Below are 13,045 nucleotides of genomic sequence, written 5' to 3' on the forward strand. Positions count from 1 at the left end.
GCTCCCCATGCCTCCCCGTATCCGCGTCCTCGACGACATCACCGCCAACCGCATCGCGGCGGGCGAGGTCGTGGAGCGCCCGGCTTCCGTGGTCAAGGAATTGCTGGAAAACAGCCTGGATGCCGGGGCCACCCGCATCGAAATCGATGCCGAGGGCGGTGGCAAGAGCCTGGTCCGCATCACGGATGATGGTTGCGGCATGGGCCGCGACGACGCCCTCCTTTGCCTCGAACGCCATGCCACCAGCAAATTGCGATCGGCCGACGACCTCCAGGGGGTCACCACCCTCGGCTTCCGCGGCGAGGCCCTGCCCAGCATCGCTTCGGTCTGCAAATTCCGCCTCCTCACCCGCGAACCGGGCAATGTGGCCGGTACGGAGGTGTTGGTGGACGGCGGCAAAATCAAGGAAGTGCGCGAGGCCGGTTGTGCCGTTGGCACTTCCATCGAGGTGCGTGCCCTTTTCCACCACGTCCCCGGTCGGCGTAAATTCCTCAAATCCGATGCCACCGAGTGGGCCCACATCGAGCAGGTCGTCCGCCTGGCCGCTCTGGCCCATGAGAAAACCGGTTTCACCCTCCGCCAGGACTCACGCGAAGTTCTGCGTTTGCCTCCTGCTGGAGACAAGGAGGAACGGGTGCGGCAATTGCTCGGTGCCGGGTTCATGCGCGACCTGCTGTCGTTGGTGGCAGAGGAGGGGGGCATGAAGCTCACCGGGTGGATCGGCAAGCCCGGGATCAGTCGCAGCAACCGCCAGGACCACCACCTCTTCGTCAACGGACGCCCGGTCCACAGTCCGGGGATCAACTTCGCCGTGCTCGAAGGTTACCAGCAGGCCCTGGTCCGGGGCCGGTTCCCCGTCCTGGTCCTGTTCCTCGAAGTCCCCCCGTCCACCCTGGATGTCAATGTCCACCCGGCCAAGCGCGAGGTCCGTTTCCGTGATGAACTGAGGGTGAAGGATTTTGTGGCGACATCGATTCGCGATGTACTGCACCGCACGGGAACGGCCCCGGCCTCGGTGGAAATGGAACAGGGTCTGCACAGACCCGTGGAACAACCCCAACCCGCCAGTCCCCGGGCCCGTCAAGTCGCCCTTTTCGCCGCCTCCCCGCTGCCGGAACCTCCGTCCGTCCACAGCTTGCCGGTGGAGACCGCTTTTCCTTCCCCCTCTGCTCCTGCGGAAGTGGGGCCGGAGGAAAAAAACCACGATCTCCGGGTGGTTGGGATCATGCTCGGTCGCTACATCATGGCGGAAAATCCGCAGGGGATCGTCCTGATCGATCAGGAGGCCGCACGTGAACGCATCCTCTTCGAGGAGATTGCCGACCGTCTTTCCCGCCAAGACCCCCACAGCCAGCGCTTGTTGGTGGCGGAGACCCTCGAGCTTTCCCCCGCCGAGGCCGCCTGCGCCCGCCAACAGAGCGCGGCGCTGGAATCGGTCGGTTTCGGACTGGCCCCGCTCGGTGGCAACACGTTCCTCATTGATGCGGTGCCAGCCAGCGTCGAAACCCAGCACGTGGGGGATTTCTTCCGCGATGTTCTCCACGACCTCATGCAGACCGGCCGGGCATCGCGCTCCGGCAATGCCCACGATGAACGACTGGCCGAGGTCATGGCCCGGCACACCGCACGTCTGCGATCCGAGCTGTCGCCGATTGAAGTCGAGCGTTTGTTGGCCGATCTCCACCGCTGCCACCTGCCCTACACCTGTCCCGGTGGACGACCGACCATGATCCTTCTCAGCCGCGATGAATTGAAACGCAAATTCGGTTTGTAGCCCGCGAAACACGCGAAAGGACGCGAAAAAATGAAGGATCTGATTCTCAAAGAGGAATGCTTGGAAATGGAGCTGCACGAACGGCGTGTGCCCTTTACCGCCAAACCCAAGCTGCCGCTGTCTTATAAAGGCAGGCCACTCAAGTCATCCTATGAGCCAGATCTGCTGTGCTATGGGAAGTTGGTCGTGGAGTTGAAAGCGGTTTCCGCACTGTGCGATGAGCATCGTGCCCAGGTTTTAAATTACCTTCATGCCGGTCCCTTTCCTTTGGGGCTTTTGGTGAACTTCGGCCACCACCCCAAAGTGGAGTACGAACGCCTGGCCCTGACTTCATTGAGGTCCCTGCCTCCCGAATTGTAAATTTCGCGTCCTTTCGCGTATTTCGCGGGCCCCAAAATGCCTCTTGCACGCCCTCCCTGCCGGGATAGTTTCAAAGGCGAGGGGAGTCCGCCGCGGCGGGCTGAGAGTTCGGGGCGCCCGCCCGATGACCCGACGAACCTGATGCGGATCATGCCGCCGTAGGGAGGGAGCCGGAGGCTCGTTCGCTCATACGGAGGCAGGTGCGCATCGGTTGGAAAGAAAACACCATGATCGCCAAGCCCGCCGACACCGAACCCCACAGCAGCACCCAACTCCCCAACAGCACCCGCGTCTATGTCCAGGGCACGCTCCACCCCACCGTCCGCGTGCCCATGCGCGAGATCGCCCTTTCGCCGACCAAATCCTTCAACGGGGAAATCGAGGCCAACGAACCCGTCCGGGTCTACGATTGCTCCGGCCCCTGGGGTGATCCGGGTTTCAGCGGCACATCCGAGGAAGGCCTTCCTGCGCTGCGTGCGGAATGGATCCGGGCGAGGGGGGATGTCGAGGAATACGAGGGTCGCGAGGTCAAACCGCAGGACAATGGTTATCTCTCCGGCAAGCACGCCGAGTTCGCCAGCCAGGCGGAAAAGAACCGCCTGGTCGAATTCCCCGGCCTGACCGCCAGTCGCCGCCGCACCCTGCGGGCCCGGCTCGGCAAGGTGGTCACGCAGTTGCACTATGCCCGCCAGGGCATCATCACGCCGGAAATGGAATTCATCGCCATCCGTGAGAACCTCGGCCGGGCCAGGATCGCCGAGATGTCGGAGGATATTGTCCGCAACGATCTGAGCAAACAGCACGCCGGGTCCTCGCAGTTGGGGCAGAGCCCCTACACGCCGGGTATTTTCAACCGCTTCCCCCAGCGCATCCCGAAGGAAATCACCCCGGAATTCGTCCGCAGCGAGGTGGCCGCCGGTCGCGCCATCATCCCGTCCAACATCAACCACCCCGAACTCGAGCCCATGATCATCGGGCGCAATTTCCTCGTGAAGATCAACGCCAACATCGGCAACTCCGCCGTCGCGTCGTCCATTGAGGAAGAAGTCGAAAAAATGCGTTGGGCCACCAAGTGGGGGGCCGACACCGTCATGGACCTTTCCACCGGCAAGAACATCCACGCCACCCGCGAGTGGATCCTGCGCAACAGCCCGGTCCCCATCGGCACCGTGCCGATTTACCAGGCCTTGGAGAAAGTGAACGGCAAGGCCGAGGACCTGACCTGGGAATTGTTCCGCGACACCCTCATCGAGCAGGCCGAACAGGGCGTGGACTACTTCACCATCCACGCCGGAGTGCTCCTCCGCTTCGTCCCCCTGACCGCCCGGCGCATGACCGGGATCGTCAGCCGCGGCGGCAGCATCATGGCCAAGTGGTGCCTGGCCCATCACAAGGAGAATTTCCTCTACACCCATTGGGACGACATCTGCGACATCATGGCCGCCTATGACGTGAGCTTCTCCATCGGCGACGGACTCCGTCCCGGTTCCATCGCGGATGCCAACGACCAGGCCCAGTTCGGGGAGTTGGAAGTGCAGGGCGAGCTGACCAAGCGCGCCTGGGCCAAGGGCGTCCAAGTCATGAACGAAGGCCCCGGCCACGTCCCCATGCACATGATCGAGGAAAACATGGCCAAGCAGTTGGAATGGTGTGGCGAGGCCCCGTTCTACACCCTCGGACCGCTCACCACCGACATCGCCCCGGGCTACGATCATATCACGTCGGGCATCGGCGCGGCCATGATCGGTTGGTATGGATGTGCCATGCTCTGCTACGTCACGCCCAAGGAACACCTGGGATTGCCGAACAAGAAAGATGTGAAAGACGGCGTCATCACTTACAAGATCGCCGCCCACGCCGCCGATCTGGCCAAAGGCCACCCCGGCGCCCAATACCGCGACAACGCCCTCAGCAAGGCGCGCTTCGAGTTCCGCTGGGAGGACCAGTTTAATCTCGGATTGGATCCCGAAACCGCCCGGGAATTCCATGATGAGACCCTTCCCCAGGAAGGCGCCAAGAGCGCCCACTTCTGCAGCATGTGCGGCCCGCACTTCTGTAGTATGAAGATCAGTGAGGATGTCCGGAAGTACGCCGCCGAGCAGGGCCTGACTGAAGAAGAGGCCCTGAAGGCCGGGATGGAACAGAAGTCCCAGGAATTTGTGGAACGGGGTGCCGAGGTCTATACCAAGGCATAAGTCCTATTGGATTGGAGGAGCGCAGGCGTCCCGCCTGTGGGGTTGTGCGTCCCGCGCAACCCGCTGCCTTTGAGAATCGGGACCGGACGGGACGTCCGCTCCAGCAGGCGGGACGCCCGCGCTCCTTCGATCCAGCGCTTGGAGCGGGACTTCTTCCAAAAAGGCGGCCTGCGCGAGCGCATGACCCGCGCTCGGCTGGATTATAGGAGGCAGCCCGGACAAGCTCCCTGAAGTCCATAAGTACAATCGGTCGTCTGGGTCATATATGACCCAGAAACCTTCCCCCCGACCCGAACACCCCACTTGCCGCTGGTCTTTCTTGGGCCTTCTGAAAAAATCCCCTTCATCCTCCCATGAAACACCTTCCCGCACTCCTCCTCCTGCTGCTCACCCTGACCCTCGGTGCCTTCGGCAACCGCCTGGCCGCCGAACCGGCGCTGACCGCGACCGCCTGGGTCGACGCGCTCTACCGCAACCCGCGCGATGAGGCCCATTATCCCTCCGAGCGGGCCGCGCGGCTGGCCGTGCCGGAACTGGCCGCCCTCATCCGCCAGGCCGTGGCGGTGCGCAAGGCGCACGAAAAGAAAGCCCCGGACGAAAAGCCCCCGTTTGCCGATTACCCCTTGCTCCTGGCCGGTCCCGATGCCCCCGAGCGCCACCGGATCTACACCGTCGCCGGGGAAACGAACCCCAGGGAGGGGAAGGCGGCCAAAGGCACTACGCGGGTGATGGTCGAACTGCTGTATCCGCCCGGAGTCGAACCGGATGTGGTGGTCCTCGACCTCCAGCCCGACGGCGCCGCGTAGAAAATCGCAAAGATCCGCTACCTGCCCGCGCGCGCCCAGCCCGAAGACCTGGCCACCCGCCTCCGCGCCGATCTGGCGGCGGAAGGGGCGACCCCCGCTGCACGGTGAGGGCAACGAGTGGTTGTAACGGAAGTAACGAAGCAAGGCCTTTGGTTTGGTTCAGCCAACTGGAAACCGAAAACCGCAAACTGAAAACAGGAAGTGCTGAACAGAAGGTAACAAAGCTAACAAAGCAAGGCGGGGAGCAGTTTTTATTTCAGCCAACTGAGAACTGAAAACCGGGGATACCTTCGAGCAGAAGAACACGAAGTCATCCGCCCCATGGACCCGTGAACTTTTGCATGGAGGATTGTCACGATCCGCCCGCTCTGTGTGCCCTGCGTCCTCTGTGGTTGACCAATGGTCAAGGGCCGGTGACGGTGTATTTCACGATGGTCAAGTCGCCGGTGCCGGATTGGATCTCGAAGCCGGTGTTGATCTCGCAGACGAAGTATTTTTTGGGAAGGTATTTCCGGGCCACCGCGTCCCGGACAAAAGGCATGATGTCGAACTGGGTGGTCTGTTTCTGGGGGCCGTCGTTCCGATAGCAAACCGTGTTCTGCTCCTGGTTCTTCAGGACGGTCCACGTGGTGGAAGCCGTGGAGAAGGTGCCCTGTCGCTTCCAGAGGCTGTTGTTGAAATCGCCGGGGATGTTGCTCCAGGGCACGATCATGATCTCGCAGTATCTTTCGTTCCAATCCTCGTCGATAGTGGGGAAGCACCAGATATTGATGAGTGAATGATACCATCCGTTGGCGGCATTTTGCGCCCATGAGAAATGGACGGTGAGTTGCTTTTTGGTGTTTGCGGGCAAGCCCATGCCCGGGGCCCGCACGCCACCCGGCAACTGTCCGGGCTGGTTGCCCCATTTGATGTGGGGGAAGCCGTAGCCGGCGGCGTCGGGATTATTCCAGTGGATGCGGATGTTGCCCGGGCTGCGGTAGGTCAGTTTTTGGTAACCCCCGGCGGAGAAGGGCTCGAGGATGCTGTTCGCCAGGCAGTAGGTGGTATTGTAGGGATAGTAATCCCCATCAAGTTCCATCGGATTGATCAGGCGGCCCTGGGCATCGCCGCTGATCCAGCGCGTGACCAAATCGATGGTGCTCCGGTCCAGTTCGTGGCTGCCCAAGGGCGGCATGCGTGAGGGACTGGAGGGGGCCCGGAGGCGGGTGAGGAGCATGGAGTTGGCCGTGGAACCGGGAACGAGGACCCGGGCGTTGGGATTGCCGCCATTGTTGGAGAGTGATCCGTTGAGGATGCCCGCGTCGGCCAGCGGGGTGGAGATCCGGGCATCCCAGTTGGTGGGGGCTGGGCCGCCGGGTTGGTGGCACTGGGCGCAATTGACCTGGAGGGCGGAACGTGCACGGAATTCAACGCTCCGGGCCTCATCGTCCGGCTGGGCCAGTGTGGGCAGGTCCTCCACGGATGTGGGGGCACCGGCCAGGTAGCCCGCGTCGCGGAGGGCCTCGATCTGGTTCGCGGTTCCCTCTGGATACGCGTGGGGCGTGTTCAACTGGCGCGTGTTGAATCCCAGGGCGTAGCCGCCCTGCGGGGTGTGGCACTGCATGCACTCGTTCCGTGCCGGGTAGCGCCACTTTTGCGTTTGGACCGTTCCGTCCACATCAATATCGAGGAATTCCGTCTGGCCGGAGTCGGGCACCAGGTCTGCGTCGCTCTGGTCTGGGCGCCAGCGGTAGGTAACACCGTAGGCTCCGGAGTCATTCTTGACCAGGAAGCGGGTCTCCAAGCGCCGCCGGGTGGCGGGGTTGCCGCGCGTGGTTTCGATTTCAAAGTGTTTGATCCAGACGCTCCCAGAGGGCAGGGACCATGCGCTGTCCGGATTGAAGCCGAAGGTTGGGGATGGCGAAGGGATGGAGAACCAGCGCGTCTTGATAGCGTAGTCGGACCAGAATGGAACTTTCGGGGTGTAACCCACGATGCCCGGTTGGACGTCCAGGGTGGCGAGGTCGCGGAAGGCACCGGTGTCCGAGAGCCGGACGGGCAGGGGACTGCCCCCGGTCTGTGTGGCCATCAGGCGGCGGATTTTTCCGGCGTTGATGTTGACCAGCAGGAGATCGCCGTTGCCGGGGTCGGTGCCAAAAGCCACCGTGCCGGTTTCGGTATTCATCAACTGCCGTGATGTCCAGGTGGCGTTTCCCGCATCGGTCAGGGCAAAGACACGGCCGGATCCAAAGTCGGCGAAGATGTAGGAACCGTAGAGTTCCGGGAGGTTGGTGCCGCGGTAGACCCTTCCACCGGTGACGCTGTATCCTAGGCTGCGGTCGTAGTCGAAGACCGGGTTGATCCGGGGACTACCTGGGTTTGCGGGCGGATTGGAACGGGGGCCAGCGATCAGGCCCTCGCGGAAGGGCCAGCCGTAATTGCCGCCACGGGCGACGAGGTCGATTTCCTCCCGGCTGTTGCTGCCGACATCGCCGGCCAGGAGTCGTCCCGTGTCAGGATCGAAGCTGAAACGCCAGGGGTTGCGGAAGCCCACCGCCCAGAACTCCGTCCGGATCTTGGAGGCACTGATCGCGCCCTTCTTGGGATAGGCGCCGTTCCCGAGGGGATTGGAGATGGCTCCGGTGGCACCGGGAAGGAAGGGATTGTCGGAAGGGATGGCGTAACGGGCCTTGTTGTTGGAATCGAGGTTGATCGACGGATGGGCGTTGGGTTCAACACTGCCGCCAATAAGGCCCACATTCCTGCGGTCGACGTCGATGCGGAGGATTCCGCAGAAAAAATCCCGGTCGATCCACCGGCTGTTGTCGAGCTGGTCGTTCTGCCCTCCCTCGTCACCCAGGGAGATGTAGAGGAATCCATCCGGGCCGAAGTGCAGATCCCCGCCGTTGTGGTTGCTGGCCTCGTCGAGTTGGGTCAGGACGGGGGCGAGCGTGGCCGGGTCGGCGGTATTCGGGTTTGACGCGGAGGCTTGGAGCCGTGCGACGCGCTGGTAGCGCTTCCCATCGCGGAAAAAGCTGTAGAAGATGAAAAACGTGCGGTTGCTGGCGAACTCGGGATGAAAAGCCAAGCCTAGCAGGCCGCATTCCCCATCGGTGGCGAGGGATTCGCCGGGGCCCATCAAGGCATTGCAATCGAGAAAAAGCTGTCTGCTGGCCGGGTCGGAGGAGAGATCGAGGACTTGGATGCCCTTGTTCCGTTCGACGACGAAGAGGCGGTCGGTTTCTCCGGGAGGGCTGGCCAGGGCGATGGGCAGCGTGAAGCCGGTATAGGCATCCTGGCAGTAGTAGGATCCGACAGGGGGGGGTGCGAGGGGCATGCTGAGCGTGTTGTTGGGGATGCGGGTCAACTGCCCCCAACTGGTGGTGCCCGGGGCAATGAGAAGGATCGCCACCAAGAAAAGAGGGTTTAGAGACGTTAAGTTCATTGGGATGAGGGGAGCCCGGTGCCCTGATCGCTATGTTAAAGGATTTTGCCTGCTTTACAAGCCATGCTCCCATTGAGTGCCGTGTAAGGCAGAGGGCGGAGGGCGGAATAAACCTGAAACCTGAAACGAGAAGGATTCCGGCTTCGGGAGCGGAGAATTTTGAGCTAAGAGCTGACAGCTGATAGCCGACGGTCATGAGCCAAGGGCAAACGGGGAAAGGGAAAGGATTCCCCGTCTACAAGGTGGAAGTTAAAGACCGAACCCTATTTAGGTTAGGCTATTTGTGGAAGGAGGTATCCGGGGAGGTCGGCGATGGGGATGCGTTCCTGCTTCATGCTGTCGCGGTGGCGCAGGGTCACGGTCCCGGTCTGGCCGGCATAGGGACCTTCCTTGGCGCCTTCCAAGGTTTCGAAGTCCACGGTGATGCCGAAGGGGGTGCCGATCTCGTCCTGGCGGCGGTAGCGGCGGCCGATGGCTCCGGATTCGTCGTAGAAGACGGCCATGTGGCGGCGCAGGGTGGTCTCGATTTCACGGGCCTGGGCGACGAGTTCCGGTTTGTTCTTGAGGAGAGGGAAGATGCCAACCTTGACCGGCGCGATGCGGGGGTGGAAGCGGAGGACGGTGCGGACTTCGCTCTGGCCTTTATCGTCGGTGACGGTTTCTTCGGCGTAGGCGGCAACGAGGACGGCAAGCAGGATGCGGTCGACGCCGACGGCGGGCTCGATGACGTGGGGGAGGAATTTCTGCTTGGTGGCTTCGTCGAAGTATTCCAGGGGTTTGCCGCTGTGCTTGGCGTGCTGGCCGAGGTCGTAGTCGCCGCGGGCGGCGATGCCCCAGAGTTCCTGGATACCGAAGGGGTAACGGAACATGATGTCGGTGGTGCCGCGGGAGTAGAAGGCGAGTTTTTCCTTGGGGTGGTCGTATTCGCTCAGGAAGTCGGCGGGGATGCCGATGGAAATGAGCCAGTTTTTGCACCAGTCGATCCACTCGCGGTGGATTTTCTTCCAGTCGGCTTCGGGATGGATGAAGTATTCCATCTCCATTTGTTCGAACTCGCGGGAACGGAAGATGAAGTTGCGGGGGGTGATCTCGTTGCGGAAGCTTTTGCCGATCTGGGCGATGCCGAACGGGAGTTTGACGCGGCCGGTGTCGACGACGGGTTTGAAGTCGACGAACATGCCCTGGGCGGTTTCGGGGCGGAGGTAGGCGGTGGAGGATTCGTCTTTGAGGGCGCCGACCTGGGTTTCGAACATGAGATTGAAATCTCTGGGCGGGGTGAGGGAACCGGGCTCACCGGTGGCGGGGGAGGGGATGAGGGGGATTTCGTCGGCGGTGGCCTCGGTGAAGCAACGGACTTGGACGGGGGCGAGGGTGCCTTGGAGGGCTTTCTTGCGTTTGTAGGTTTCGGCGGCGGCTTGGAGGTCCTCCTGCACGCGTTCGTTTTCGAGGAGGGAGACGTAGCCGTGGGTGGTGCCGTCGATGATGACGGGGGCGAAGAAGATCTGGTCGGCGCGGAAGCGTTGTTTGGAGACCTTGCAATCGACCATGGGGTCGGAGAAGCCGTCGACGTGGCCGGAGGCTTTCCAAACATTGGGGTGCATGATGATGGAGGATTCGAGGCCGACGACGTCGTCGCGGCGCTGGACCATGTCGGTCCACCAGGCGTTGCGGAGATTGCGTTTGAGTTCGGTGCCGAGGGGGCCGAAGTCGAAGAAGCCGTTGAGGCCTCCGTAGATTTCGGAAGATTGAAAAATGAAGCCGCGCCGTTTGCAAAGGGCGGTGATTTTCTCCATGATGGGGTGCTCGGCCATGCTATTTCCTCGATTTGAAAAGGTTGGACGATAGCCTGCGCTCGGCGGAATGAACACAGAAATTTCCAAACGCGGGACGGGTGCGAAAGCGGAGGCTGGGGGACGCCGCCGGCATTGGACGTGGCCGCGGTTCTTCTCCTACGGCCTTTTGGCGGTGTTGTTGCTGGTCCTGGTGGTGTTGATGGGGTTCCGGTACTACGGTCTGCCGGAAGCGATCGGGGTGCGGTTGCGGGACGAACTGGCCAAGAAGGGGCTGGCGGTGGATTTCCGGCGTCTCTATCTGGACCCGTTCGGGCGGGTGGTGGCGGAGGACCTGCAGGTCCGGCGTCAGGAGCGCGACATGTCGCAGAACTTGCTGGTGGAGAAGCTGAGGTTTTCATTCAACTGGATTTCGTGGTGGCGGGGAGAGCCGTTCCTGGAAGCGGCATCGATGAGCGGCGCGGATCTGGAGGTGCCCTTGGACGGGGAGACCTCGGTGCGGTTGGAAGCGGTCAATGCGGACGTGCGTTTCAAGCCCGGGCAGCTGGTGGTGCGGGATTTCCGGGCCCGCCTGCTCAACCTGAATCTCCACGCCAGTGGAACGTTGGATTATGCCGGGTTCCAGCCGGGGGCGCCGCTGACGGCGGAAAAGATCCGGGCCCGGGCCGCGGCCTGGCGGTCGGTGGAAAAAATTCTGGGCGAATTCGGGGGCGAGCGGCCGATGAATTTGGACATCGAGGCCCGGATCAACCTGGCCCGGATGGATGATTGCACGGCGCGGATCGTCCTGGACGGAAAACGGCAGGAATGGCGGGGGGTGATCTGCGAGCGCATTCTGGCCGACATCCGGTATGAGAACCGGCTGGCGCAGGTTGAATTCGAGACGGCATTCCTGCGTGGTGGGGTTCGTGTCGAGGGGGCGTGGTCGCAGGGGCAGAAACAGGCGCGGGTTTCATTTGATGCCGACGCCGATGTGTCCTTGATGGCGCCGGCCTTTCCCGGGGGGGTGGGGGAATGGCTGAAGGATGTGCGCTTCCGCACCCTGCCGGGTCTGGAGGGCACGGTCGATCTCGATTGGAGCGAGGGATTGCGCTACCTGATTGTCGGGCGGGCCAACTGGCGGGACTTCACCGTCAAGGACGCGTATTTTGAGTCGTTGTACCTGCCGCTGTCGTTCGATGGCAAGCGGATCATGGTGCCCGGGCTGACCTTGCGGGGGAGCCGGGGGCGGGCCGATCTGGAGTTGTTCTACGACGGACAGGAGACGTTCAAGGCCAAGCTCGACAGCACCATCGATCCGACGCAGTTTGCCCCGCTCTTCGGTTCCGGGGCCAAGCCGTTTTTCGACAGCCTCAAATTCCGGAATGACGGACCGGTGGTGCATGCCGACTTCCAGGGGCGGGGGCTGAGAAAAGAGGGGATGACGGTCAGCGGACGGGTACAGGCTTTCGACTTTTCTTACAAGGGGGTAGCGCTCAAAGAGGTGGGGAGCAGTTTCCGTTATGCGGACGATGAGATCGACCTGCCGGATCTGCATCTGCGACGCGAGGAGGGTGAGGGGAGCGGTGCGGTCCGGCACAATTTCCGCACCCGCATCGTGGTTCTGAAGAACGTCAAGGCGCGGCTGCATCTGGCGGAGACGGCGCGGATCATCAGCAGCAAACTGGAGGAGTACGCCCAGCCGTACCGTTTCCTGGCCGCACCCTATGCCGAGGCCGAGGGCACGGTGGATGTGGACCACCAGAAGCTGACCGATCTGAAGGTGCATGTGGTTTCGCCGGAAGGCATGGACTACAAGTTCCTGGGCAAGGACGTGCGCCTCACGGATCTGGACGCCGATCTGGGCTTCAAGGGCATGGAGTTGAAGATCCTGCCCCGCAAGCCGGTGGGGCTGTTCGGTGGAAAAGCGGAACTGGACCTGGGGATCACCCTCACGCCCGAAGCACCCTACCGGGCCAAGGCCAAAATGACCGATGCGGATTTCGGCGCGCTCATGCGGACCTACTTCGGAAACAGCGAGATCAGCGGTCGCGTCAGTGGGCAGATCAACCTGCGGGGCCTCCTCAATGACATGAAGAGCATTGACGGGTTCGGCACCATGGCGGTGACCAAGGGAGCGATCTACGACATCCCGATGTTCGGCGGTTTCTCCCAGGTGCTGAATTCCATCGTGCCCAACCTCGGCTATGCCGTGGCGGACAAAGCGCAGGCGGAATACATTTTCAAAAACGGGGTCATCCAGATGGACAAGGTGGACGTGGCGGCGACGACCTTCGCACTGATTGGCAAGGGTACGTATGATTACGTCAACGACCGGGTGGACATGAACATGCGGGTGAACATGCGCGGATTGATGGGGATCGCGCTTTTCCCGGTGAGCAAGCTCTTCGAGTACGAAGGCAAGGGGACGCTGAATGACACCAAGTGGGGACCGAAGATGTTTTGATGGGGGGGCTTGGAGAAGCCCTTAGAGCCTATCCGGATAACCCGCGTGACCCGCGCTGGGGATCAAAAAGCCGTCCGGCGAGGCGCGAGAAGGGAGCAGGTATGAAATATACCCGTGACCGACGAGCAACAAAGCGGGGCGGCTTTTTGGCCCCAGCCCAGAGGGTGATGGCGGCACCTGCCCACCCCCTTCGTCGTCTCTTCCTTGCGTATCTCGTCCCGATATGCGCGGTCGCTCCTCCTCGGGC

Annotated in this window: 7 protein-coding genes and 1 riboswitch; of the genes, 5 read left to right on the top strand and 2 right to left on the bottom strand. The window is 62.2% G+C overall.

The genetic code is table 11. The features are described from left to right. Positions 1 to 7 precede the first annotated feature (7 nt). The 4 genes from mutL (at position 8) to SFU85_02635 (ending at position 5,135) form a co-directional block, all read left to right on the top strand. The gene (gene mutL, locus SFU85_02620; GenBank protein MDX6765662.1) at positions 8 to 1,774 is read left to right on the top strand and encodes a DNA mismatch repair endonuclease MutL; all 1,767 of its coding nucleotides are present in this window, start codon (positions 8 to 10) and stop codon (positions 1,772 to 1,774) included. A 30-nt stretch (positions 1,775 to 1,804) separates the two neighbouring features. Next, positions 1,805 to 2,134: a GxxExxY protein gene (locus SFU85_02625; GenBank protein ID MDX6765663.1), complete on the top strand. Its 330-nt coding sequence runs from the start codon at positions 1,805 to 1,807 to the stop codon at positions 2,132 to 2,134. A 69-nt stretch (positions 2,135 to 2,203) separates the two neighbouring features. Further along, positions 2,204 to 2,319, top strand: a riboswitch (TPP riboswitch). A gap of 42 nt (positions 2,320 to 2,361) precedes the next feature. After that, the gene (thiC, locus tag SFU85_02630; protein ID MDX6765664.1) at positions 2,362 to 4,329 is read left to right on the top strand and encodes a phosphomethylpyrimidine synthase ThiC; all 1,968 of its coding nucleotides are present in this window, start codon (positions 2,362 to 2,364) and stop codon (positions 4,327 to 4,329) included. A gap of 353 nt (positions 4,330 to 4,682) precedes the next feature. Continuing rightward, positions 4,683 to 5,135, top strand: coding sequence for a hypothetical protein (locus SFU85_02635; GenBank protein ID MDX6765665.1), 453 nt, complete (start codon positions 4,683 to 4,685; stop codon positions 5,133 to 5,135). Positions 5,136 to 5,538: 403 nt separating this feature from the next. Here SFU85_02635 and SFU85_02640 read toward each other — a convergent pair whose 3' ends face one another. After that, positions 5,539 to 8,529: a PQQ-dependent sugar dehydrogenase gene (locus SFU85_02640; protein MDX6765666.1), complete on the bottom strand. Its 2,991-nt coding sequence runs from the start codon at positions 8,527 to 8,529 to the stop codon at positions 5,539 to 5,541. Between the two features lie 305 nt (positions 8,530 to 8,834). After that, on the bottom strand, positions 8,835 to 10,373 hold the full coding sequence (locus SFU85_02645; GenBank protein MDX6765667.1) for a glycine--tRNA ligase: 1,539 nt from the start codon (positions 10,371 to 10,373) through the stop codon (positions 8,835 to 8,837). 49 nt (positions 10,374 to 10,422) lie between these two features. On the opposite strand from SFU85_02645, the gene SFU85_02650 reads away from it, so the two are divergent. Continuing rightward, positions 10,423 to 12,798, top strand: coding sequence for an AsmA-like C-terminal region-containing protein (locus SFU85_02650; protein MDX6765668.1), 2,376 nt, complete (start codon positions 10,423 to 10,425; stop codon positions 12,796 to 12,798). Positions 12,799 to 13,045 lie beyond the last annotated feature (247 nt).

The organism is Candidatus Methylacidiphilales bacterium, assembly GCA_033875315.1.
In the GTDB taxonomy this organism is placed as follows: domain Bacteria; phylum Verrucomicrobiota; class Verrucomicrobiia; order Methylacidiphilales; family CAZTYG01; genus JANRJG01.